This is a genomic window from Bradyrhizobium oligotrophicum S58, assembly GCF_000344805.1.
GTDB lineage: Bacteria > Pseudomonadota > Alphaproteobacteria > Rhizobiales > Xanthobacteraceae > Bradyrhizobium > Bradyrhizobium oligotrophicum.
This window is the reverse complement of the sequence record NC_020453.1, coordinates 7,641,453-7,662,882: the sequence shown is the minus strand read 5'-3', so window position 1 is coordinate 7,662,882 and position 21,430 is coordinate 7,641,453. Positions and strand designations below refer to the sequence as shown.

21 protein-coding genes are annotated in these 21,430 nt (G+C 66.7%); 9 read left to right on the top strand and 12 right to left on the bottom strand.

Annotated features, from left to right (window positions below):
• Positions 1 to 2: 2 nt before the first annotated feature.
• The 4 genes from S58_RS33170 (at position 3) to puuE (ending at position 4,438) form a co-directional block, all read left to right on the top strand.
• A complete protein-coding gene (locus S58_RS33170) occupies positions 3 to 1,277 on the top strand; it encodes a ribulose-bisphosphate carboxylase large subunit family protein (protein ID WP_015669814.1) in 1,275 nt (424 codons plus the stop codon).
• Positions 1,274 to 2,566: a four-carbon acid sugar kinase family protein gene (locus tag S58_RS33165; protein WP_015669813.1), complete on the top strand. Its 1,293-nt coding sequence runs from the start codon at positions 1,274 to 1,276 to the stop codon at positions 2,564 to 2,566. The genes S58_RS33170 and S58_RS33165 overlap by 4 nt, the downstream gene beginning before the upstream one ends.
• 82 nt (positions 2,567 to 2,648) lie before the next feature.
• Positions 2,649 to 3,005 (top strand): hydroxyisourate hydrolase, encoded by a 357-nt coding sequence (gene uraH, locus S58_RS33160; RefSeq protein WP_015669812.1) that lies wholly within the window; start codon positions 2,649 to 2,651, stop codon positions 3,003 to 3,005.
• 5 nt (positions 3,006 to 3,010) lie between these two features.
• Positions 3,011 to 4,438 carry an allantoinase PuuE gene (puuE, locus tag S58_RS33155; protein WP_015669811.1) on the top strand — a complete coding sequence of 476 codons (1,428 nt, stop codon included), beginning with the start codon at positions 3,011 to 3,013 and terminating at the stop codon, positions 4,436 to 4,438.
• Positions 4,439 to 4,727: 289 nt separating this feature from the next.
• Here the strand turns inward: puuE and S58_RS33150 are convergent, their stop codons facing one another.
• The gene (locus tag S58_RS33150; protein WP_015669810.1) at positions 4,728 to 6,077 is read right to left on the bottom strand and encodes an amidase; all 1,350 of its coding nucleotides are present in this window, start codon (positions 6,075 to 6,077) and stop codon (positions 4,728 to 4,730) included.
• A complete protein-coding gene (locus tag S58_RS33145) occupies positions 6,064 to 7,257 on the bottom strand; it encodes an MFS transporter (protein ID WP_015669809.1) in 1,194 nt (397 codons plus the stop codon). The genes S58_RS33150 and S58_RS33145 overlap by 14 nt, the downstream gene beginning before the upstream one ends.
• A gap of 29 nt (positions 7,258 to 7,286) precedes the next feature.
• On the opposite strand from S58_RS33145, the gene S58_RS33140 reads away from it, so the two are divergent.
• Positions 7,287 to 7,628 (top strand): hydroxyisourate hydrolase, encoded by a 342-nt coding sequence (locus S58_RS33140; protein ID WP_015669808.1) that lies wholly within the window; start codon positions 7,287 to 7,289, stop codon positions 7,626 to 7,628.
• A gap of 9 nt (positions 7,629 to 7,637) precedes the next feature.
• On the opposite strand, the gene S58_RS33135 is transcribed toward S58_RS33140, so the two are convergent.
• The 6 genes from S58_RS33135 to S58_RS36030 form a co-directional block, all read right to left on the bottom strand.
• A complete protein-coding gene (locus S58_RS33135) occupies positions 7,638 to 8,453 on the bottom strand; it encodes an ABC transporter permease (protein ID WP_015669807.1) in 816 nt (271 codons plus the stop codon).
• Positions 8,450 to 9,319, bottom strand: a complete 870-nt coding sequence (locus S58_RS33130; RefSeq protein WP_015669806.1) for an ABC transporter permease — start codon at positions 9,317 to 9,319, stop codon at positions 8,450 to 8,452. Before S58_RS33130 ends, S58_RS33135 begins: the two co-directional genes overlap by 4 nt.
• A 4-nt stretch (positions 9,320 to 9,323) precedes the next feature.
• A complete protein-coding gene (locus S58_RS33125) occupies positions 9,324 to 10,370 on the bottom strand; it encodes an ABC transporter substrate-binding protein (RefSeq protein WP_015669805.1) in 1,047 nt (348 codons plus the stop codon).
• A 24-nt stretch (positions 10,371 to 10,394) separates the two neighbouring features.
• Positions 10,395 to 11,480, bottom strand: a complete 1,086-nt coding sequence (locus S58_RS33120) for an ABC transporter ATP-binding protein (protein WP_015669804.1) — start codon at positions 11,478 to 11,480, stop codon at positions 10,395 to 10,397.
• Positions 11,481 to 11,830: 350 nt separating this feature from the next.
• Positions 11,831 to 12,580, bottom strand: a complete 750-nt coding sequence (locus tag S58_RS33115) for an aspartate/glutamate racemase family protein (RefSeq protein ID WP_042340382.1) — start codon at positions 12,578 to 12,580, stop codon at positions 11,831 to 11,833.
• Between the two features lie 87 nt (positions 12,581 to 12,667).
• A complete protein-coding gene (locus tag S58_RS36030) occupies positions 12,668 to 12,835 on the bottom strand; it encodes a DUF2256 domain-containing protein (RefSeq protein WP_015669802.1) in 168 nt (55 codons plus the stop codon).
• A gap of 368 nt (positions 12,836 to 13,203) precedes the next feature.
• Here S58_RS36030 and S58_RS33110 point away from each other — a divergent pair, with 368 nt between their 5' ends.
• Together S58_RS33110 and S58_RS33105 are read left to right on the top strand one after the other, a co-directional pair.
• Complete coding sequence (locus tag S58_RS33110) at positions 13,204 to 13,953, top strand: ABC transporter ATP-binding protein (protein WP_015669801.1); 750 nt, start codon at positions 13,204 to 13,206, stop codon at positions 13,951 to 13,953.
• On the top strand, positions 13,950 to 15,476 hold the full coding sequence (locus tag S58_RS33105) for a hypothetical protein (RefSeq protein WP_015669800.1): 1,527 nt from the start codon (positions 13,950 to 13,952) through the stop codon (positions 15,474 to 15,476). Before S58_RS33110 ends, S58_RS33105 begins: the two co-directional genes overlap by 4 nt.
• Positions 15,477 to 15,481: 5 nt before the next feature.
• On the opposite strand, the gene S58_RS33100 is transcribed toward S58_RS33105, so the two are convergent.
• Complete coding sequence (locus S58_RS33100; protein WP_042341063.1) at positions 15,482 to 16,420, bottom strand: alpha/beta fold hydrolase; 939 nt, start codon at positions 16,418 to 16,420, stop codon at positions 15,482 to 15,484.
• Positions 16,421 to 16,533: 113 nt separating this feature from the next.
• Between S58_RS33100 and S58_RS33095 the strand changes: the two genes are divergently transcribed.
• Positions 16,534 to 17,349, top strand: coding sequence for an MBL fold metallo-hydrolase (locus tag S58_RS33095; RefSeq protein WP_015669798.1), 816 nt, complete (start codon positions 16,534 to 16,536; stop codon positions 17,347 to 17,349).
• Positions 17,350 to 17,351: 2 nt separating this feature from the next.
• Here the strand turns inward: S58_RS33095 and S58_RS33090 are convergent, their stop codons facing one another.
• Positions 17,352 to 17,804 (bottom strand): cupin domain-containing protein, encoded by a 453-nt coding sequence (locus S58_RS33090; protein ID WP_015669797.1) that lies wholly within the window; start codon positions 17,802 to 17,804, stop codon positions 17,352 to 17,354.
• A gap of 326 nt (positions 17,805 to 18,130) precedes the next feature.
• Between S58_RS33090 and S58_RS33085 the strand changes: the two genes are divergently transcribed.
• Positions 18,131 to 18,595: a DUF4399 domain-containing protein gene (locus S58_RS33085; protein ID WP_015669796.1), complete on the top strand. Its 465-nt coding sequence runs from the start codon at positions 18,131 to 18,133 to the stop codon at positions 18,593 to 18,595.
• Positions 18,596 to 18,679: 84 nt separating this feature from the next.
• On the opposite strand, the gene S58_RS33080 is transcribed toward S58_RS33085, so the two are convergent.
• The gene (locus S58_RS33080) at positions 18,680 to 19,936 is read right to left on the bottom strand and encodes an aminopeptidase (protein ID WP_015669795.1); all 1,257 of its coding nucleotides are present in this window, start codon (positions 19,934 to 19,936) and stop codon (positions 18,680 to 18,682) included.
• Between the two features lie 962 nt (positions 19,937 to 20,898).
• Entirely contained in the window at positions 20,899 to 21,294 is a 396-nt protein-coding gene (locus tag S58_RS33075; protein WP_015669794.1) for a GFA family protein, read from the bottom strand.
• Positions 21,295 to 21,430: the final 136 nt, after the last annotated feature.

Here is a 21,430-nt window from a genome sequence, read left to right as displayed (position 1 = left end):
GCATGGTTGCGTCCGACCACTTCGAGGCCAGCTACCTGATCGAGACGCCGCTCGATCCCCTGGATGTTGCGGAGGTGATGGCGGGCGAGCAGTCCTGCGGCACGTTCACCCGGGTCGAGGGCGAGACCGATGCCTTGCGCGCGCGCGCCCGCGCCTCGGTGACCGGCGTCGTGGAGCTACCGGCCGTGGACCAACCCAGCCTGCCGAATGCCTGGCTGCGGCGCAAGGGCGCGACAGGTCCCTATCGTCGCGCGCGCGTGACGATCTCGTTTCCCGTCGCCAATGTCGGCGCCAATCTGCCGACGCTGGCCTCGGTCGTTGCCGGCAATCTCTACGATCTCGGCGAGGTCACCGGTCTCCGGCTGGAGCAGATCACGCTGCCTGCGGCCTATCGCGCGCGCTTCGATAGTCCGAAGCAGGGCATCGCCGGCACGCGCCGGCTGACGGGAGTTCGTAGCGGCGCGCTGGTCGGCTCGATCATCAAGCCGAATGTCGGCCTCGACGCGGACGAGACCGCGGCGCTGGTCGCGCGTCTCTGCGCGGCTGGCGTCGACTTCATCAAGGACGACGAGATCTCCGCCGATCCCGATCACGCCCCGCTCGCCAAGCGCATCCCTGCCGTGATGGCGGCGATCAGGCGGCATCGGGATTCAACCGGCAAGCACGTCATGATGGCATTCAACATCACCGACGAGACCGACGCGATGCGGCGCCACGCCGATCTGATCGCGCAGCATGGCGGATCCTGCGCCATGGTGTCGCTGAACTGGTGCGGTTTCTCGGCGGTGACGACGTTGCGCCGCAGCTCCGATCTTGCGCTGCATGGTCATCGCAACGGCTTTGGCGCGATCTCGCGCCACCCGCTGCTCGGCATCGGCTTCCAGCCTTATCAAACGTTGTGGCGGCTCGCCGGGGTCGACCACATGCATGTGCACGGGCTGCAGGGCAAGTTCGCGCAGGAGGACGACGAGGTGGTCGAGTCGGCGAGGGACTGCGTGACGCCGCTGACCGAGGGCTGCGACGATCGCGTGCTGCCGGCCTTCTCCTCCGGGCAATCCGCCGCCACGGTCCAGGCGACCTATGACGCGATTGGCCACGCCGATCTCCTGTTCATGGCCGGCGGCGGCATCATGGCGCATCCGGGCGGACCCGCGGCCGGCGTCAGCAGCATCCGGCAGGCTTGGGACGCGGTCACGTCAGGTGTTTCGCTCGAACAGGCGGCCGGTGTGCATCCGGAGTTGCGGCAGGCTTTGGCGAGCTTCGGGCGGACCGGATGAGTGCCTTGGCACATTTCGCGCGGCCGCGCGTCGGCTGGTATGGCGACGACCTGACCGGCGCCACCGACACGCTCGCGACCTGGGCCGAGCGCGGCCATCGCGCGCAGCTGTTTCTGCGGCCGCCGACGACGGCGCAGTTGGCAGCGGCAGGTCCGCTCGACGCCGTCGGCATCGCCGGTGCGACCCGATCGATGCCGCCCGCTGCGGCTGCCGTGGAGCTCGACGCCGCCGGACGTGCTTTGGCGGCACTCGGCGTCGACGTCCTGCACTACAAATGCTGCTCGACCTTCGACAGCGCGCCCGAGGTCGGCAGCATCGGCGCGGCCGTGTCAGTGCTGCGGCGGCATGTCGCCAATCCGCTCGTGCCGATCGTCGGCGGCCAGCCCAATCTCGGCCGCTACTGCCTGTTCGGTCAGTTGTTCGCCGCAGCCGGTGCTGGTGTCGAGGTTCATCGCATCGATCGCCACCCGACCATGAGCCGGCATCCGGTGACGCCGATGGCCGAGGCCGATCTGCGCCGGCATCTCGCGGCTCAAGGTCTGGAGCGGATCGCACTGATCGACTACCGCGCCTATGCGGACGGGGACGCCGAGACCAGCCTCGATGCGAACATGGCGGCCGCGCCTCATGCCGTGCTGTTGGATGTGGCCCAGGAGAGCGACCTGGCCGTCATCGGCCGGCTGCTCACCGATCGCCTCGCCGCCGGCTCGATGCTCGCGGTCGGCCCGAGCTCGGTGGCGAGGGCGTTTGCGTCGGCGTGGGATGGGCCGGCCGAGAACTCGGCTCTGCCCGCTGCCACGCCGCGCGTCGGCGGCTCCGTGCTGGCGCTGGTCGGAAGCCTGTCGCCGGTGACGCGGGCGCAGGTCGCGGCGGCGGGGGGCTACAAGATCATCGCGGTCGATCCGGCGAGGCTGCTCGTCAACGACGGTGATCAGCAGGCGCTGTGCCGCGACGCCGTCGCGGGACTTGCCCACGGACACGTCATGCTGGTCACGGATGGGGCACCCGGCGCCGAGATGGCGCGCGTGGCGCATGCGACCGGCGCGCTGCTCGCCGCAGTGCTCGCCGGGGCGGACGTCTCGCGCATCGTCGTGGCCGGCGGCGACACCTCGAGCCTCGCGTTCGCCGCGCTCGATGCCTGGGGGCTGTCCTATCGGGCACCGATGGCCCCTGGCGCGCCGCTGTGCCGCCTGCATAGCGACGATCCCCACCTCGACGGCCGCGACATCATCCTCAAGGGCGGGCAGATGGGGCCGGTGAGCTTTTTTAACGACGTCATCGCGGGCTGACGCACGGCCTCGAAAATCGCTTCGAACGCCGCTCTGGCTGCTGCTAATGTTCTGTTCGGACCGGCACGAGAAGGACATACGGATGGGGCGGCTGAGCACGCATATTCTGGACACGGTCAGGGGCAAGCCCGCCGCCGACGTTGCGATCGACCTGGATGCTCTGCAGTCGGATGGCTCCTGGCGCCGGGTGAAGCAGGTCCGGACCAATGACGACGGCCGCACCGACCAGCCGCTGCTGGCGGGGGACGAGCTCACGACCGGCACCTACATGCTGACTTTCCATATGGGCGCTCATTTCAAGGCGCACGGCCTTGCCTCGGGCGATCCGCTGTTTCTCGATTTGATCCCGCTCCGTTTCACGGTCGCCGACGCCGACGCGCACTACCATGTGCCGCTGCTCGCGACACCCTGGAGCTATCAGACCTATCGCGGGAGTTGAGCCGGATGAGTGGGGACGTTTATCCGCGCGACATGGTCGGCTACGGCCGCACGCCGCCGCATCCGCGCTGGCCGGGTGATGCCCGCATCGCCGTGCAGTTCGTGATCAACTACGAGGAAGGCGGCGAGAACAACATTCTCCACGGCGACGCCGCGTCCGAGGCGTTCCTCTCCGAGATCGTCGGCGCGCAGCCCTGGCCGGGCCAGCGCCACATGAACATGGAGTCGATCTACGAGTTCGGCTCGCGGGCGGGGTTCTGGCGTCTGTGGCGCATGTTCACCGCGCGCAAGCTGCCGGTCACGGTGTTCGCCATCGCCACCGCGATGGCACGCAACCCGGAGGCCGTCGCTGCCATGAAGGAGGCAGGCTGGGAGATCGCCTCGCACGGATTGAAATGGATCGACTACCGCGACGTCTCCGAGTCCGACGAGCGCGCCCATATCGAGGAGGCGATCCGCCTTCACACCGAACTGACCGGAGAACGGCCGCTCGGCTTCTACCAGGGCCGCACGTCAGCCAACACGCTCGACATCGTCCTGAACGAGCAGGGCTTCGTCTACAGCGCCGATTCCTATGCCGATGAGTTGCCTTATTGGATCAAAGGCCCGCACGGCCCGCAGCTGATCGTGCCGTACACGCTCGATGCCAACGACATGCGCTTTGCAAGCCCGCAGGGCTTCAATTCGGGCGATCAGTTCTTCGCCTATCTGAAGGACAGCTTCGACACGCTCTACGCCGAAGGCGCGGAGAGCCCGCGCATGCTGTCGGTCGGGCTGCATTGCCGTCTCGTCGGCCGTCCCGGGCGCGCCGCGGCGCTGGCGCGCTTCCTCGACTACGTCATGGGCCACAACAAGGTCTGGGTGGCGACCCGGCTGGACATCGCCCGGCACTGGATCAGGACGCATCCGCCGGCCGGCCATCTCAGGCCGTCGCAGATGTCGCGCGTGCTGTTCGTGGAGCGCTATGGCGACATCTTCGAGCACACGCCCGAGATTGCCGATCGTGCCTATCGCGCGGGTCTGTCCGCATTCGACGATTCCGCTGATGCGCTGCACACGACCTTGATGAACGTCGTCCGCGCCATGAGCCGCGACGAGAGACTGAGGCTGATCCGCGCCCATCCTGAACTGGCCGGGCGAGAAGCGCTGGCCGGCGAGATGACGAACGATTCGATCGGCGAGCAGGGCCGGCTCGGTTTCACGGCGCTGTCGCGCGCCGAGTTCGAGCGCGTCGCCGACATCAACCGCCGCTACCGCGACAAGTTCGGCATGCCGCTGATCGTGGCCCTTGCGCTGCACGCCGACCGCCCCTCGGTCATCGCCGAGATGGACCGTCGCATCGGCAACGACCTGGACACCGAGATCGCCAACGCGATCGACCAGATCGGCCACATCACGCGGGCGCGGCTGGCGAAGAAGTTCGAGCAGGGGTGAAGGCTTTTGTAGTTGCGAGCTCATGAAGCCCCGGATGGAGCCGTGCTGACGGTGCGCTCCCTCTCCCCGTTCTTACGGGGCCGCGACGAGCTTCGCTCGCGCTGAGAGGGTTGGGGTGAGGGACAGCCGCACGGGAAGTGTTTGTGGAGAGACCTGTACCCCCTCACCCGGATTGCATCTGGCGATGCAATCCGGCCTCTCCCCGCATCCGCATCCGCATCCGCCTTCGCTCTTCGAGCTACGGCGGACAAGAGCGGTACACGAGCAAGCCGCTCGCGCCGGGGTCAAACTAGACCAGCAACACTCGCTCCGCCTCCGCGGCGACATCCAGCAGCATCCGGTCTCGGCCGCGCGCCGCAATCAGTTGCAGACCGAACGGCAGGCCCTGCGCATTCGTCCCGCAGGGAACGGAGATCGCCGGCACTCCCGCATGATTGGCGGAGGGCGTGAACACCGCGTGTGCCCGCGGGCTCGCCGGCCGGCCGCCGATCGTGGTCGGGCCAAGCTGTGTCAACGGCCACGCGACACATGGCACGGTCGGCGCCAGCAGCACATCGACCTCTGTGAAGAAGCTCGCGAAGGCGCGCGCGATTCGTGTGCTGGCCTCCAGTGCGCGGCCGACATCGGCGCCGCTCAGGCTCAGGCCCCGCTCGATCTGCCTGGCAATGTCCGGATCGAACTGCGCGGGATCTTTGCGGAAGGCATCGCCATGGAGCGCGGCGAGCCCGGCATGCTGGAGTGGCATGACGGCGTCCTCGGCGAGACCGGATGGCCAGACCGGATCCCTGTTCACGATCATCATGCCCTTGGCGCGCAGGCGATCGACCGCCTGCTGCAGGCCCGTGCTCACCTCATCATCGACGGCAGTATCGAGCCCGAGCCGCGGCGAGAACGCCACGCTGAGCGGCTTTGCAGGATGTGCCGCGGGCACATCGAATGAATCAGGATCCCGCGGATCGGCGCCGGCCATGACCTCGAACGCAAGCCTGGCATCGCCGACATCGGCTGCAATCGGCGCGATCACCGAGATGCCCCAGAACGGCTCGGGAAACCCGGGCCCATAAGGGATCGCGCCATAGGACGGCTTGAAGCCGACGACGCCGACATGGGCCGGCGGCCGGCGGCTCGATCCGCCGGCATCGGTGCCGATCGCGAGCGGCACGAGGCCGGCCGCGACGGCTGCGGCCGGTCCGCCCGACGATCCGCCCGGCGTGAGACGCGGGTCTTGCGGATGATGCGTCGGCCCAAACAGGAGCGAGGTCGTGACGCCCTTGCAGGCGAATTCGGAGGTCGCACCGATGCCGACGACGACCGCGCCGGCCCGGCGCACCCGCGCGACTGCGATGGCATCTTCGGGTGCCGTGAACTCGGCAAACAGACGCGAGCCCTGCGTGATGCGCCAGCCTGCGACCCAGATATTGTCCTTCACCACGACCGGCACGCCGGCGAGCGGCAGCGTCTCGCCCGCGGCTACGCGCGCGTCGACAGCGTCGGCCTCGGCGCGTGTGCGCTCCGGATCTGTGGTGACGATGGCGTTGAGGTCGCGCGCAGCGGCGATGCGCGCCAATGCCTGCTCGGCCATTTCCCTGGCGGTGCTCTGCCGCGCGTTGACGGCAAATGCGATCTCACTCGCGCGCATGGACCCGCTCCATCAGCAGCACGGCCGCACCCGCGGCGGATAGCAGCGCCAGCGCGACAAAGCTGCCGCCGAGCCCAAAGCGAGGCGTCAGAACGGCAACGAGCAGAGGCGCCGCGACGAGGCCGAGGAACGACGCCGTGAGCACCGCGCCCGTTGCCTCGGCAACACGTTCGGGCTTGGCGAGGTTGGCGATCTCGGCAATGAACACACCGTTCCAGCCGCTCGCCGTCAGTCCGAACACGACGGTGAGCAGGACCAGGATTGGTCTGCTCAGCAGCGGACCCCAGAGACCGAGCAGCAGCGCGCAGGCCGCCATGCCCGCGCCCGCCATCACCAGCACCGCGTGCGCCGAGCGCAGCCGTGTCGCCACCACGCCCCAACCCAGCCGTCCCATCAGGCCCGCGCCTTGCGCTGATGCCAGCACCCAGCCGGCCTCGACATGGCTCAGCCCGAGCTCCGCGGTGCCGAAGCTGACGAAGCAGGTGTTGAGGATCACCTGCATGCCGCTGAACGGGATCGAGGCAATCGCGAGCGCGGCCATGCGGCCGTCGGTGCTGACGAGTTGCAGCCGCTGCCGCAGGCCGAGGTTCGGCATGACCTGCGTCGTGACGGCATAGGCCGGGCGCAGCCGCTCGAAGCTGACGAAGCCGATGACGGCGCAGACGATCACCGCGGCATAGGCCGAGCTTGGCGCGAGTCCGACGGCAAGCGGCGGCAGCAGCAGCGAGCCCATCACGGCGCCGATCTGGCTGCCGGTCTGCCGGATCGAGAACACCATCGCGCGCTTCTCAGGCGGCACCAGCCGACCGAGCAGCGCCGAGCTCGCCGGCGTTTCCGGTCCGGCAGCTAGGCCCAGCGTCAGCCCGGCGCCGAGCAGCGCCCAGCCATAGCCGAGCGTCGCCAGCGACATGCCGGCGCAGACGGCGACCGCGCACAGCGCTGCGACGCGCAGCGAGCCGACCTTCTGCACCAATGTGCCGCCCCAGAACGAGGAGACGAGGCTGATGGCGAACGCCGCTGTCGAGAACAGCGACAGCTGCTCGATACTGATCCCCGCACGAGGCGCGATCGTGCCCGGCGCGAACAAAGCCAACGAGACCAGCGCCTGTAGCGCCGTCATGGCAGCGACGGCGGGCCACAGCGGCGCTGCTGGCGCGGCGACCCGTTTCGCGTCTATCATGACTTGATAACCTGGCAGCGGAGTAGGTGATGGCCGGCGGTATCTCGGTTCACGCGGTCGATGTGGCGAACGGGCGGCCGGCGCTGGGCCTGCGCGTCGCGATCTGGCGCGTGGTGCCCGATCGCACGCTGCTCGCCGAAGGCCAGCTTGGCGCCGACGGCACCCTTGAGGCGCCGGTCGTCACGGGCGACGGCGTTACTGCCGGCGAGTATGAGGTGCTGTTCCATATTGGTGAGTTCTTCGGAGCGGGCGGGCAGACGAAATTCCTGACAACAGTGCCCTTCCGTTTCGCGATCGACAAGGTCGAGGAGCATTTTCACCTGCCGCTGAAATTCACCCCCTGGGGCTATTCGATCTTCCGCGGGGCTTGAGAGCGAGGCTCAGCCCGTCAGCCGCTTTGACAGGCCCGTGGTGCGCTCCATGATGGCCATCAGGGCGATGGTGGCGATGATCAGCACGCTGGAAAGGGCGGCGATGGTGACGTCGAGCTTGCCTTCGAGGTCCTGCCACATCCGGATCGGCAGCATGTCGGTGGCGGCATCGCGCAGGAACAGCGATACCGGCACGTTGTCGAACGACGACATGAAGGCGATGAACGCGCCGGAGATGATGCCCGGACGGATCAGCGGCAGCACGATGCGGCGGAAGGTGTACAGCCTGGACGCGCCAAGAATGGCCGAACTCTCCAGCAAGGTCGGCTCGAGCTGCGCCAGCGCCGCCACTGTATTGCGGACCACATAGGGCACGCAGACGATGGTGTGGCCGATCACCAGCGTCAGCAGCGACACCGGCAGCCCGATCAGCGAGAAGAACATCAGCGCTGCGAGGCCAAAAGCGAGCGCCGGCAGCACCAGCGGCGACATGAACAGCGAATCGAGCAGCTTGGCGGTCAGGCGCTTGGAGCGCGAGATCGCCAGCGATGCGGCGACGCCGAGCACGATCGACAGTCCGGTCGACCATAGCGCGACGACGACGCTGTTGCGTGCGGCGAACTGAAGCTGCCAGGCGTTCCACAGCTCGAGGTACCAGCGCGTCGAATACCCTGGCGGCGGGAACTTCAGCGAGAAACCTGACGTGAACGAGACGATTACCACGACCAGCGACGGCGACACGATCAGGATCAGCGCCAGGATGGCGATGACCGTCATGACGATCTGGAAGCTGAGCGCTTCGAGATTGTGCTGCCTGCGGCTCATCTGATGTCTCCATAGCCACGGGCGCGCCGTCCGAGCGTCGAGAACAGCGCGACGATGGCCAGCACCGCGAACAGGAAGATGATCGAGATCGCGGCGGCGAACGGCCAGTTCTGCAGGGTCGAGGCCTGCTGATAGAGATACATCGGCATGAACAGCATCTGCCCGCCGCCGACCAGCGACTGGGTGATGAAGGCGGTGATGGCAGCCGCATAGGTCAGGGTGCAGCCGGCGATGATGCCGGGCATCGACAGCGGCAGCAACACCTTGACGAAGGTGCGCCAGCTGCCGGCGCCGAGCGAGGCCGAGGCATCGGAGAGATTGGGGTCGATGCGGCCGATCGCGGTGATCAGCGGCAGCACCATCAGCGGCATCTGCACCTGCGCCAGTGCCGCGATCAGTCCGCCTTGCGTATAGATCATGCGCAGCGGCGTGCCGATCAGGCCGAGCGACTGCAGCACGGAGTTGATGATGCCTTGCCGTCCCAGGATCACGATCCAGGCGAAGGTGCGGACCACGACGCTGGTCAGCAGCGGCAGCAGCACGATCATGATGATCAGCGTCTGCACCCGGCTGCCGGAGCGCTGATAGAGCCAGGCAATGGGATAGCCGAGCACGAGGCAGGCCAGCGTCACCTCGGCGCCGAGCAGAAGCGTCGAGCCGAGCACGGACAGGCTGAAGGGATCGGTCAGGAACTTGATGTACTGGCCGAGCCCCCACACCGTCGCTGCAGTGTCGTTGTGCAGCGACAGATAAAGCAGCTGCGCCAGCGGCAGCACGAAGAAGATCGCGAAGGCCGCGCCGAGGGGCAGCGCGAGCCCCAGGCTGAAGCTGGTTACGTCTCCCGGCGCTGTCGTGGCGCTCTTCATCGCGTCAGATCTTGATGTCGCGGTTGAACTTCTCGATCCAGGAGGCGCGCTGCTCGTTGATCTTCTTCCAGTCCTGGAACACGAACTTCTTCTTCAACTCGTCGGTATCCTTGGCCAGCACCTTGGCGATCTCGCCTGACATGGCGACCTTGGTATTGGTCGGCACGATCAGATAGGGCGAGTTCATCAAGGTGGTCTGCACCTCGGGCGACAGCGCCGCCTCGATCAGCTTGAAGGCGAGTTCCTTGTTGGGCGAGTTCTTGACGATGTGGATCGTGGTCTTGAAGGCGATCGCGCCTTCCTTCGGCGCCACGAATTCGACCGGCACGCCGCGCGCTTTGAGGATCTGGATAGCGTTGAAATTGCCGGGCGAGATGTCGACCTGGCCCTGCTGGAACAACGTCGCCAGTGCGCCGGGATTGGCGGCGACGGCAGCGAGGTTCGGCTTCAGCTCTTCCAGCGCCTTGAAGCCTTCGTCGACATTGGCCTCCGAGCCTCCCCGCATGCGGGCGATCTCGACCAGCCAGCCGGTGCCGAGCGTCGAGTTCAGGTTGGTGATGCCGACCTTGCCCTTGAATTCCGGCTTCCACAGATCGGCCCATGACGTTGGCGGCGTCTTCACGGTCTCCGGATTGTAGGTGAGGCCGACGACCTGGAAGAACGGCGCCGGGCCCATGGCGTCCTGCGCTTCCGGAATCAGATCCTTGTAGTACGCGCTCTTGTCGGCCGGGAACGGATCGACCAGGTCCTGGCCGATCGCGACCAGCGCCGGACCCGGATCGTGCAGCATGACGTCGATCGGCGGATTGGCCTTGGCGGCGTTGACCTTGGCGATCTGGTCGACCGACAGCATCGGGTCGAGCACGATCGCTGCATCGGCGTTGGCCTTGCGGAAGGCCGGGACCAGCACCGCCTTGTGCGCTTCCTCCCAGCTGCCGGTGAAGGTCGCGAACACCAGCGGCCGCGCCTGCGCGAGACTGAGACCAGGGAAGGCGTGCATTGCGCCCAGCGTCAAGGCGCTGGTGAGGAGCCGGCGGCGATCAAGCATCATGTTTCACTCCGATGTGTTGGTTGTTCATTGCGGAAAGACGGTCGCGAGTCCCGGTGCGAGCGGCGCAACGCGCACCGGCGTGCCGGCCTCCCGCAGCGGCGTACCGCCGGTACGGGCCTGCGAAATCTTGATGCTCGATCCGTCCTTGGCCTTGATCTCATGGACGACGGTGGCACCGAGCGGCAGCGCCATGCCGATCTCGCCGGCAAAGCCGGAGCCGTCGCTGACGAAGGTGAGATGCTCGGGACGCAGGCAGACGGTGACCTCGTCTGAGGCACGAACCGTCTTCGGCGCGCGGGCGATGATCTCGCCGCCGGCCTCAAGGCCGACCCTTACGTTACTCGCATCGGTCGCAAGCACCACGCCCTTCATCTTGTTCGCCGTGCCGACGAAGGTGTTCACGAACAGCGTCTGCGGCTGGTCATAGATCTCACTCGGCGTGCCGAACTGCTCGAGATGGCCGTGGCTCAGCACGGCGACGCGGTCGGCCATCGACAACGCCTCCTCCTGGTCGTGGGTCACGATGAGGGTGGTGATGCCCGCCATGCGTTGCAGCCGCTTGACCTCGATCTGCATGTCCAGCCGCAAATTCTTGTCGAGCGCCGCGAACGGCTCATCGAGCAGCAGGATCGAGGGCTTGATCGCGAGCGCGCGTGCCAATGCCACCCGCTGCTGCTGGCCGCCCGACAATTGCCGCGGCAGTCGTTCGCCGAATTGGCCGAGCTGCACCATGTCGAGCAGTCGTTGCGCTTCCGCGTTGCGCGCGGCCTGGCCGACGCCGCGTGCGGCGAGGCCGTAGCCGACATTCTCGTTGATCGACAGATGCGGGAACAGTGCGTAGTTCTGGAACACGATGCCGACGGCGCGGCGATTTGGCGGCAGCGCATCGACGACGTTATTGCCGATGATGACACGCCCCTCGCTCTGGCCGATGAAGCCGGCGATGATCCGCAGCAGCGTGGTCTTGCCACAGCCGGACGGGCCGAGCAGGGCGATGATCTCGCCGCCTTTCACATCGAGATTGATGTCGGATACAGCCATCGTGCCGCTGGCAAAGCGGTGCGTGATCCGATCCAGAACTAGCGACTTGGCTTCCGATACGCTGGCCATGGGCTTCCTGCTCTATTCGTTTGAAAAAGCAAGAAGCGTGCCGCCTTTTCAGGCAGCGGAAGCGGCTTGTGTACAGGAGCTGCAGGCGCCGGTATCGGAGGGGCTCAAACGACGCTACTCGATCCGCCGGCGTCGCACTTGGTTTGTGGCTTACTCTCTCCGCGCGCCATTCCGGGGGGCGCGTAGCCTGGAATCCGTATCCACAGGCCGTCATCGCGGAGCGAGGGCGCCGTGGCTATGTCTCGGGTCCAGCCGTGCAGTCGTGGTTATGGATTCCGGGCTCGCGCTGACGCGCGCCCTGGAATGACGTGGGGAGAGAGCCGGTGTTCCTCACGACGCTCAATTGTCGACTACGCATCACGATGCTCCAGCCGTGCGGCCAGCGCCTCTGCCAATCCCACCGTCGGCTTCGCTGCCGGCCGCCTGAACGTCCCTGCGGTCGCCTTGCGCATCTTCAGGGCCAGCAGCGCTTCGGCCTGCTTCACCGCGGCGATCACCTGATCGACCACCGGCACGGGAATGCGGTGCGCGACGCGGGCCGCCAGCCCTGAGAGTGGCGCGCCGGCGAAGATCAGCACGTCGGCCTCGTTCTCCTCGACCGCGCGCAATGCCAACCCGACCAGCAGTTCCTCCTTTTCATGCTGCACGTCGGAGATCTGCTTGAAGCTGCCGTCGAGCATGCGGATGCCGGCGCAGCGATCCATCAGCCCATGCATGCGCACACACTCCTCGTACCAGGGGCCGAGCGCCTGCGCGAAGGTGACGATGGCGAAGCGCCGTCCGGCCATGCAGGCGGTCAGCATCGCCGCTTCCGCGAGCCCGATCACCGGCACGTCGAACAGCTCGCGCGCGGCGAACAGGCCGGGATCGCCGAACGCGGCGATGATCGCGGCATCGAACGTGCCGTTACGTTCGGCCAGCATCTCCAGCGCGACGGCCCCGCCGATCTGCGCCTCAGCGCGGGTCGCAATATAGGGCACGCCACGCGGCGCGGTGCAGGGGATCAAGGTCGTGCCGGGTGCGGCGGCCTCGCGACCGACCTGCAGCATCAGCTCGGTGATATCAGTGCGGATGTTGGGATTGAGCAGCAGGATGTTCATGGCGCCTCGCGAGGGATGGGCAAGCTTGCCCGAGGGATTGCCGCCTTGTCCATGGCCGACAGCCAATCGGGCTCCGCTGGGCAGGCATCACGATTGCGCGGCCGGGCCTTTTCGTTGCCGCTCGAATCGGCAGCGATCGGAACAGAACTTCACCCCGTCCCAGTCGCGCGCCCATTTGCGCCGCCACGCGAAGGGGCGGCCACACGCCTTGCAGATCTTGATCGGCAGGTCGGCCTTGCGCCGCATTTTCGGCATGGCGCGTCAACACGGGACTGGCGTGCCGCGCCAGTCGTGGAGGCCGCGGCCTTGGCGGTGCGCGGGAGGCGGGAGAAGCTGCTCCATCAGCGGTGCCGGCCCCGTGGCGTTGCGATCAGCTCGTTCGTCATATCCATCCCCTCCGGAGCCGTGGAGCGCAAGGTTCCGCGGCGGCGGCCCACATGGCCAACGATTCTGCTCCGCGCTCGGATCATTGCGCTAAGCTGCGGTGGCGATCCGGCTCAGGAGTGTAGTGCGCGGAGCAGCTGGATCCCCGGGATCGACCTTCGGCATCGCAATCGAGCGGGCGTTCACCGCGCTGCAACGAGTTGCGTCCAAGTTGGAGGCGCGAAGAGAACGAGCGGTTCATGACACCAGACACTCCAGCCCTCGCCGTGCGAGGGTTAACGAAATGTTTCGAACGGCCTGCGGTCGACGGGCTCGACCTGATCGTGCGCGTCGGTGAGTTCTACGCGCTGGTCGGCCCCAACGGCGCCGGGAAGACGACGACGTTGCGCATGGTCGCCGGTCTGCTGCGTCCGGATGCCGGCCGCATCGAGATTTTCGGCATCGATGCGCTGCGCGAGCCGATCGCCGCGAAGCAAGTGATGGCCTGGGTCTCCGACGAGCCGATGATCTATGACAAGCTCACGCCGCTCGAATATCTCGAATTCGTCGCCGGGCTTTGGGGCATCGATGCCGCGCGCTCCGGTGAGGCCGCCCGCGAGCTGCTGGTTTCGCTCGGACTTGAGGCGCATCTCCACGAGCGATGCGAAGGATTTTCCAAGGGCATGCGCCAGAAGGTGGCGCTTGCCGGCGCGCTGATTCATGATCCGCAACTGATCATTCTCGACGAGCCGCTGACTGGGCTGGATGCGGTGTCCGCGCGTCATGTGAAGGGGCTGCTGGCCGAGCGCGTGCGCCGTGGCGGCACCGTGATCATGACCACCCACATTCTCGAGGTCGCCGAGCGGATGGCCGACCGCATCGGCGTCATCGCCGCCGGGCGCATCGTGGCCGAAGGAACGCTCGCCGAGCTCCGCCAGCAGAACGGAGCGAATGACACCAGCCTGGAAGAGCTGTTCATCGCGCTGGTCGACGTCGAGTTGGCTTCATGACGCGGACGGCCACGCTCGCCTGGTTCGCCCGTCACGAGATCAGGCTCGCCTGGCGGGAGTGGCTCGGCATGATCACGGCTGGCCGGAGTCGGCGGACCCGCGCGGCCATCATCGGCCTGCTGGTGTTCGGTGCGGTCATGCATCTGCCGGCCTGGGTCGTGGTGGGCCGCTACGCCGACCTGCAGCCGCCGCTCGACAAGACCGCGCTGATCGTCATCACCTCGACCATCATGCTGTCGTGGGCGCTGATGCTGTCGCAGGCGATCGAGTCCGTGACCCGCGTGTTCTACGCCCGCGCCGATCTCGACCTGATCATGTCGTCGCCGGTGCGGCTGGCCGAGATCTTCTCGGTCCGGATCGCCGCGATCGCGCTGTCTGTCACCAGCATGGCGCTGCTGCTGGCGACCCCGTTCGTCGACGTCCTGCTGATCGAGGGCGGCGTGCGCTGGCTCGCGGCTTTCGCGGTGGTCGCAGCCGTCGGCCTGTCGGCGGCCGCGATCGCCATCGCGATCACGATCATCCTGTTCCGACTGATCGGGCCGGCACGTACGCGCCTGATCGCGCAGATCCTGGCAGCCGTGATTGGAGCCGGCTTCGTGATCGTGCTGCAGATCGCGGCGATCGTGTCCTATGGCACGCTGTCGCGCTTTGCCGTTCTCACTTCGGACGCTGCGGCTGCGATCGCGCCGGATCCGGATAGCGTCCTCTGGCTGCCGGCCCGCGCCGCCCTCGGCGACGGCCAGGCACTCCTGGTCCTGCTTGCTGCGGGTCTGCTGCTGCTCGGCGTGGTGATGGCGGTGTTCTCGCCGCGCTTTGCCGACACCGCGATCAGCGCCGCAGCCCAGGGCGTCTCCAGCCGCGCCGGCACGCGCATCCGCGCCTTTCGCGGCGGATCGCGGCAGCAGGCGCTCCGGCGTAAGGAGTTCATGCTGCTGCGGCGCGATCCCTGGCTGATCTCGCAGACGCTGATGCAGCTGCTCTATCTGGTGCCGCCGGCGCTGCTGCTGTGGCGCAGCTATTCCGACAGCTCGCAGGCGGTCATTCTCATCACTCCCGTCATCGTGATGGCGGCGGGCCAGCTTGCAGGCGGTCTGGCCTGGCTCACCATCTCCGGTGAGGACGCGCCCGAGCTGGTCGCGACCGCGCCATTGACCGCCGCGCGCGTGGTGCGGGCCAAGATCGAGGTCGTGCTGCTGACGATCGCCGTGATCTTCGCGCCGCTCGTGCTCGCGCTGGCCTGGATCGCGCCGTCGCAGGCGCTGGTGACGGCCGCGGCGGTGCTGGCCGCGACGGTCTCCTCGACCGCGATCCAGCTGTGGTTCCGGGTGCAGGCGCGGCGCAGTCAATTTCGCCGCCGCCAGACATCGTCGCGGCTCGCGACCTTTGCCGAGGCGTTCTCCTCGATCGGCTGGGCGGCGACCGCGGCGCTGGCTCTCACGCTGCCCGAGGCTGCGCTGGTCTGCGGCCTGATGACCGCGGGACTGTTGTTCGGAGCCTGGCGGCTCAGCCCGCCGCGGACGTGAGGTGATCAGCGCAGCAACTCCATGACGGCGGCAGCGAAAGCTTCGGGCTCCTCCTGCGGCAGGTTGTGGCCGGCGCGCGGGATCACGCGATGGGCGATCCGGTTGCTGAACTTCGCCGCATGCGCCTGGCCATCGGTCGCCGGGATGACGCCGTCACCGTCACCATCGAGCGTGACCGTCGGCACATTGATGACGGGCTGGGCCGCCAATCGCCGCTCGAGGTCCTGATAGCGCGGATCGCCCTCCGCCAGCCCGAAGCGATGCCGATAGCTGTTGATCACGACCGCGACGTGATCCGGATTGTCGAAGGCCGCCGCCGCGCGCGCGAAGGTCGCATCGTCGAAGCGCCAGTTCGGTGACCATTGCTGCCAGAGCAGACGGGCGATCTCGGCGCGGTTCGCGGCGAGCCCGGCGCGGCCGCGCTCGGTCTGGAAGTACCATTGATACCAGAACGCGAACTCGCGCGGAACGGGCGCCGGCTCCATCGCCCTGGCGATGTTCTGGATCAGATAGCCGTTGACCGAGACCAGGCCGGCGCAGCGCTCGGGCCACAGCGCCGCACCGACGCAGGCGGCCCGGCCGCCCCAATCATAGCCGGCGAACACGGCGCGCGGGATCGCCAGCGCATCCATCAGCGCAATCAGGTCGGCGCCGACCGCGGCCTGCTGCCCTGAGCGCGGCGTCGATGGATCGCGGAAGCGGGTCGGGCCATAGCCGCGCACATAGGGCACGACGACGCGGCAGCCTTGCGCGGCAAGGCGCGGCGCAACGTCGACATAGGAATGGATGTCGTAGGGATAGCCGTGCAGCAGGATGACGACGGGGCCGTCGGCCGGTCCGCTCTCGACATAGGCGATGCTGAGCACCCCGGCATCGATCGACCGCACCGGTTGCATGACGGGTTGCATGATTGGCGCCTGCGACGATGTGCCTTGATCCGTCATGCCATCCTCCACCATTCGCCGGACCTTGCCCTGTCCGTCCCCGCGTCGTGATGACGATAGTTCTGATCGGGTTTAGGCGCTACACTCACACGCGCTGTTGAAGGGGAACTGCCATGCTGCGTCCGCTGCTCTCGCTGCTCGCCGCCCTGGTCGCGTTCGCATCGCCCGCTCTGGCGCAACCGGGGCCGCGCGCCAGCGAGTGCCTGGCGATGGCCGGCGGCCCGCGCGCCATGCCGGTGAGCCTGCGCCAGGCCGCGGGTGCCGGCAACGAGGTGACGATCACCTATGCCGGACACTCGACCTACTTCATCGATACGCCCATGGGCATCCGCATCGCGACCGACTACAGCGGCGCCTATCAGGTCGGGCGGCTGCCCGACGTGATCACCATGAACCGGGCGCACTCGACGCACTACACGCTCGCGCCCGATCCGCGCATTCCGCACGTGCTGCACGGCTGGGGCGATGACGGCAAGCCGGCCCAGGTGTACGAGCGGATCGGCGACGTCCTGGTCCGCAACATCACCACCGACATCCGCCGCTATTTCGGCGATTCCATCGGCATCGACATGATCAAGGACGGCAACTCGATCTTCATCTTCGAGGTCGCCGGCCTGTGCATCGGCCATCTCGGCCATCTTCACGTCAAGCTGGACGAAACGCATTTCGCCGCGATCGGCCGGCTCGACATCGTCATGGTGCCGATCGACGGCACCTATACGATGTCGCTCGACGGCATCTCCGAGATCACCAAGCGGCTGCGCGCCTCGGTGGTGCTGCCGATGCACCGCTTTGCGACGCCGCTCGAGGAGTTCATGCGCAAGGTCGGCCAGCAGTTCGAGATCGACCGCCGCAGCGAGCGGACCTTGAAGATGTCGCGCGAGCTGCTGCCGTCGAGTCCGACCGTGATCATTCTCGACGGAGTGTAGCCTCAGGCACCCGCGAGGCTGGCGCCGCGACGGCCTTCCGGCGTCAGGAACATGCGCTTGAGCTTGTTGATCACGCGCACCGCGAGGCCGAGCACGTAGGGCTGCGTCTTCAGGCAGAAGGCGAGCTTCTTGACATGGCCTTCGACGTGCCATTTGGCATGGGCGCCATCGCGGAAGAACACCACGTCGCCCGGCCCATAGCGCTTCGCCGGCATGCCTTCGCTCTCCAGCACGATCGCGCCTTCCAGGATCAGGATGGTCTCGTCGAAATCGTAGTACCAGTTGAACTTGCCCTCGGTGCAATGCCAGACGATGGTCGAGCCCAGACCATCGCTGCTGCGCGCGATCGTGCAGGAGGTCGCCGTCGGAGTGCCCTCGATGATCCACGACGGCTCGATCGGGGCAGGCGCCAGGTCGACGGCGAGATTGGCGGTTTCGATCAAGGACGGGGACATCGCGGACCTCAAATGGATGGGACTGAAATGACCGGCAGGGCGCCGGCATGAGCCTGCAACCATAGCTGGTTGCGCCTAATGGCCGCTTGCCGGGATCATTAAGATTTGAGTCGACAGGCGCGACCAGCCGTCGCATCACAACCACGCAAGCGCTATAAACTTCACGCAAGCGCCGCAATTTGTTCGCGGCCTCGCCAAACCTGCCGATTTACTGTTTGCTCGCACTGCAAGATGCGGACATGCTTCCTCCGGTCGCGTGACGCGCCTTGCATCATGCCTTCACCTTAAAACTTTTGCCGCCGTCGCAGAGATAAGGAATTCCCGAGATGCGTCGCCTGAGCCTCGCCATCGCCCTCACGCTGTCCGCCGCCACCCTTGCAACCACCTCCGTCGTCATGGCCGGCGAAACGCCTGCCCCCGAGAATGCCAAGGCCTACTTCATCAACCTCAAGGACGGCGACACCGTCTCCTCGCCGGTCGTGATCCGCTTCGGCCTGTCCGGCATGGGCGTGGCGCCGTCCGGCACCGAAGCCCCCAACACCGGCCATCACCATTTGCTGATCGACGCGCCCGCGCTCGAAGGCGATGCGCTCAACGAGGCCATCCCCGTCGATTCCGGCCATGTGCATTTCGGCAAGGGCCAGACCGAGGCGTCGGTCACCCTCACGCCGGGCAAGCACACGCTGCAGCTCGTGCTCGGCGACTGGAGCCACATCCCGCACAACAAGCCGGTGATGTCGGAGCGGATCACGATCGACGTGCAGGCCACCACGGGCAGCGCCAAGCAGTAAGCCCGTTCCAACAACGGTGCGGCCGCGAGCATGGCTCGCGGCCGCGTTTGGGACAGGCATCAGTGGTGCCCGACCTGGCATCCCTCAGGCCCACTCGCCCTTGCGGAACACCGGCACGCGGCTGCCGTCGGCATTGATGCCGTCGATGTCGGTATCATCAGCGCCGATCATCCAGTCGATATGGATCAGGCTCTGGTTGCCGCCTTGCGCCGCGATCTGCTGCGGCGACAGCGTGGTGCCGTTGACGAAGCACTTCGAGTAGCATTGGCCGAGCGCGATGTGCGACGCCGCGTTTTCGTCGAACAGCGTATTGTAGAACAGCAGGCCGCTCTTGGAGATCGGCGAGGAGTGCGGCACCAGCGCGACCTCGCCGAGCCGGCGCGCGCCCTCGTCGGTGTCCAGCACCTTGTTCAGCACTTCCTCGCCGCGCGAGGCCTTGGCCTCGACGATGCGGCCGTCCTCGAACCTGACCTGGATGTTGTCGATCAGCGTGCCCTGGTAGGACAGCGGCTTGGAGCTGACGACGTGACCCGACACGCGGCGGCAGTGCGGCGTCGTGAACACCTCCTCGGTCGGGATGTTGGCGTTGCAGGTGATACCGTTCTTGGCAGTCGAGGCGCCGCCTTCCCATTCGTGGCCGTCGGCAAGGCCGATGGTCAGATCCATGCCGGGGCCGGTGTAGTGCAGCGCGCTGAAACGCCGGCCGTTGAGCCATTCGGTGCGCTCGCGCAGCACCGCGTTGTGGCGCTCCCAGGCGGACACCGCATCGTCGCGGTCGACCCGCGACGCCGCGAAGATCGCGTCCGCGAGCTTGGCCACCGCGACCTCCTCGGGGACGTCAGGGAAAACCAGCTTGGCCCAGGACGCGCTGGGATAGGCGATGATGTTCCAGTTGGTCTCGAAATTCGTGATCTTCTCCAGCGCCGGCTGATAGGCCTTGGAGTTGGCCTTGCTGGCGCGCGCCACCTTGGACGGATCCTGGCCCGACAGCAGCATCGGATTGTCGCCGACGATCGCGAGCCGCGCGGTGTTTTCCGAGAACGCCTTCGCCATGCCCTGGTAGAGCCAGTCCGCGGCGCGATCGAAGCTCGTATCGTGTCCATAGCGGTAGCGCGCCAGGGTCAGCTCCTCGTCGGAGAAGAACGAAGTCACGATTCCCGCACCGGCCTTGTAGGCGTGCTCGGCGACCTTGCGCACGAGCGGCAGCGCCACCGACGGCGCCGTCAGCAGCAGGTCTTGACCGGGCTGCAGCTGCAGGCCGACCTTGACCGCGACCTCGGCGAGGCGGTCGAGCTTCACAGGATCGATGGCGGCAGCGAAGTTGCTGACATGTGCGGTCATCAGGGTATCCAGTTCCGTTTCTTTGCGGTGTTGAAGAGATAGGCCAATCGATGGGGCGGTCAATGGCGAAACGGGCCGACGAGACCTCCGCTGTCGTCCCGGGCTCGACTCGGGACCCCTAGCCACAGGAAGCTATGATACGGGCATGCCCTTCACTTGTGCCTCACACCCGCCGGTGGTTAGGGGTCTCGGGACAAGCCAGGGGCGACACCGAATTTGTCGCACCGACATTGGACACCAGGCGCAGCTCACAACGATCGACGTCGCATTCGTGATTGCGCACCGCCGCCAACGCATTTGAACGACCTTTTACAAATAGCCCAACGCTCTCGCGGCGCGCTTTGCGTCCGAGTGATGCATCGTTCACCCTCTTTCCAAAGCGAGGGTGCAGGGAAGGCCGGGAGCTCACCGCTCCCGTGGCCCCCGTGCGAAAAAAATGCACGGGGCAGGAACCACAGGTTCGGCCGAGACATCCCGGCCCTCCCTGCGCGATGGTTTTCACGGCTGCTTCGCGTTCTCCCCGGTGCGCCGGGCTTGTTGGTCACCGTCACCCGCCCGGCGCCATCAGCGCCGGCGCAGGCTTGATACTGGCTTCGGAGTATCAGGACCACGCGACTTGACCGTACGAGCCGGTGTTGTTCGTCGGCGCGACTTCTCACGCTGCAAACCGGCCCGCCCATCACATCCCGCACTCCACGCTTCGTGACGACCGCGCAGCGCCCCTCGTCGATGAGGCGGGATGCGGTGAGAGGATCATGGAATTACGAAAAAGCGAAGCGAAATATTTTTACAGGCAGGACTGGACAGCCCAAATCGGCCTGAGCGCATTGATGAAAACGGATTGATCGCGCATGGCCGTGCACCTGGAGCAGAGGCCGTAACGGGCCATCGCCAATCCCTATGCAGCACCTGAGTCGCCCGACGGGCATCATCTACCCTGATCACTCCGTCCTCGATCAGTATCAGTCCTCGATGAGCAGGCGCTCGCCATGAACGTACCAGTCGGCGCGCGTCGCCCAATGGACGTGTCGATCGGGGGCGGCGCCGAGCGGCTGATCGAAGCCTCCGGCGGGAATGATCGCCTCGCGGCCGCTGCGGGTCAGATGCGGCAGCGGGCTGCCGCATCTGTTGCAGAAGGCCGTCGCAAAGCTGCGCGCGCGCGGCAGGTCGAACCGCGTCACCAAGTCCTCGCCCTGCAGCCAGCGCAATGCGTCGGCCTTGACGACCACCTCACAGGAATGCGCCGTGCCGCTGGCCTTGCGGCAACGCGAGCAATGACAGTTGAGGAATTTGTCGAAAGGGCCGTCGACTTCGAACGCCACCTCGCCGCACAGGCAGCTGCCGCGAAACGTCATCATATCCATCTCCTGAGATCATCCAGTGTGAGCACGCAGATTGTAGCAGCACCGATACCGCCGATCTGCGCCTACGGCACGGCTTCTCATTAGTATCATTCCCGCGGCTATCAGTAGGCCCTCGCGATCTCAGCTATCA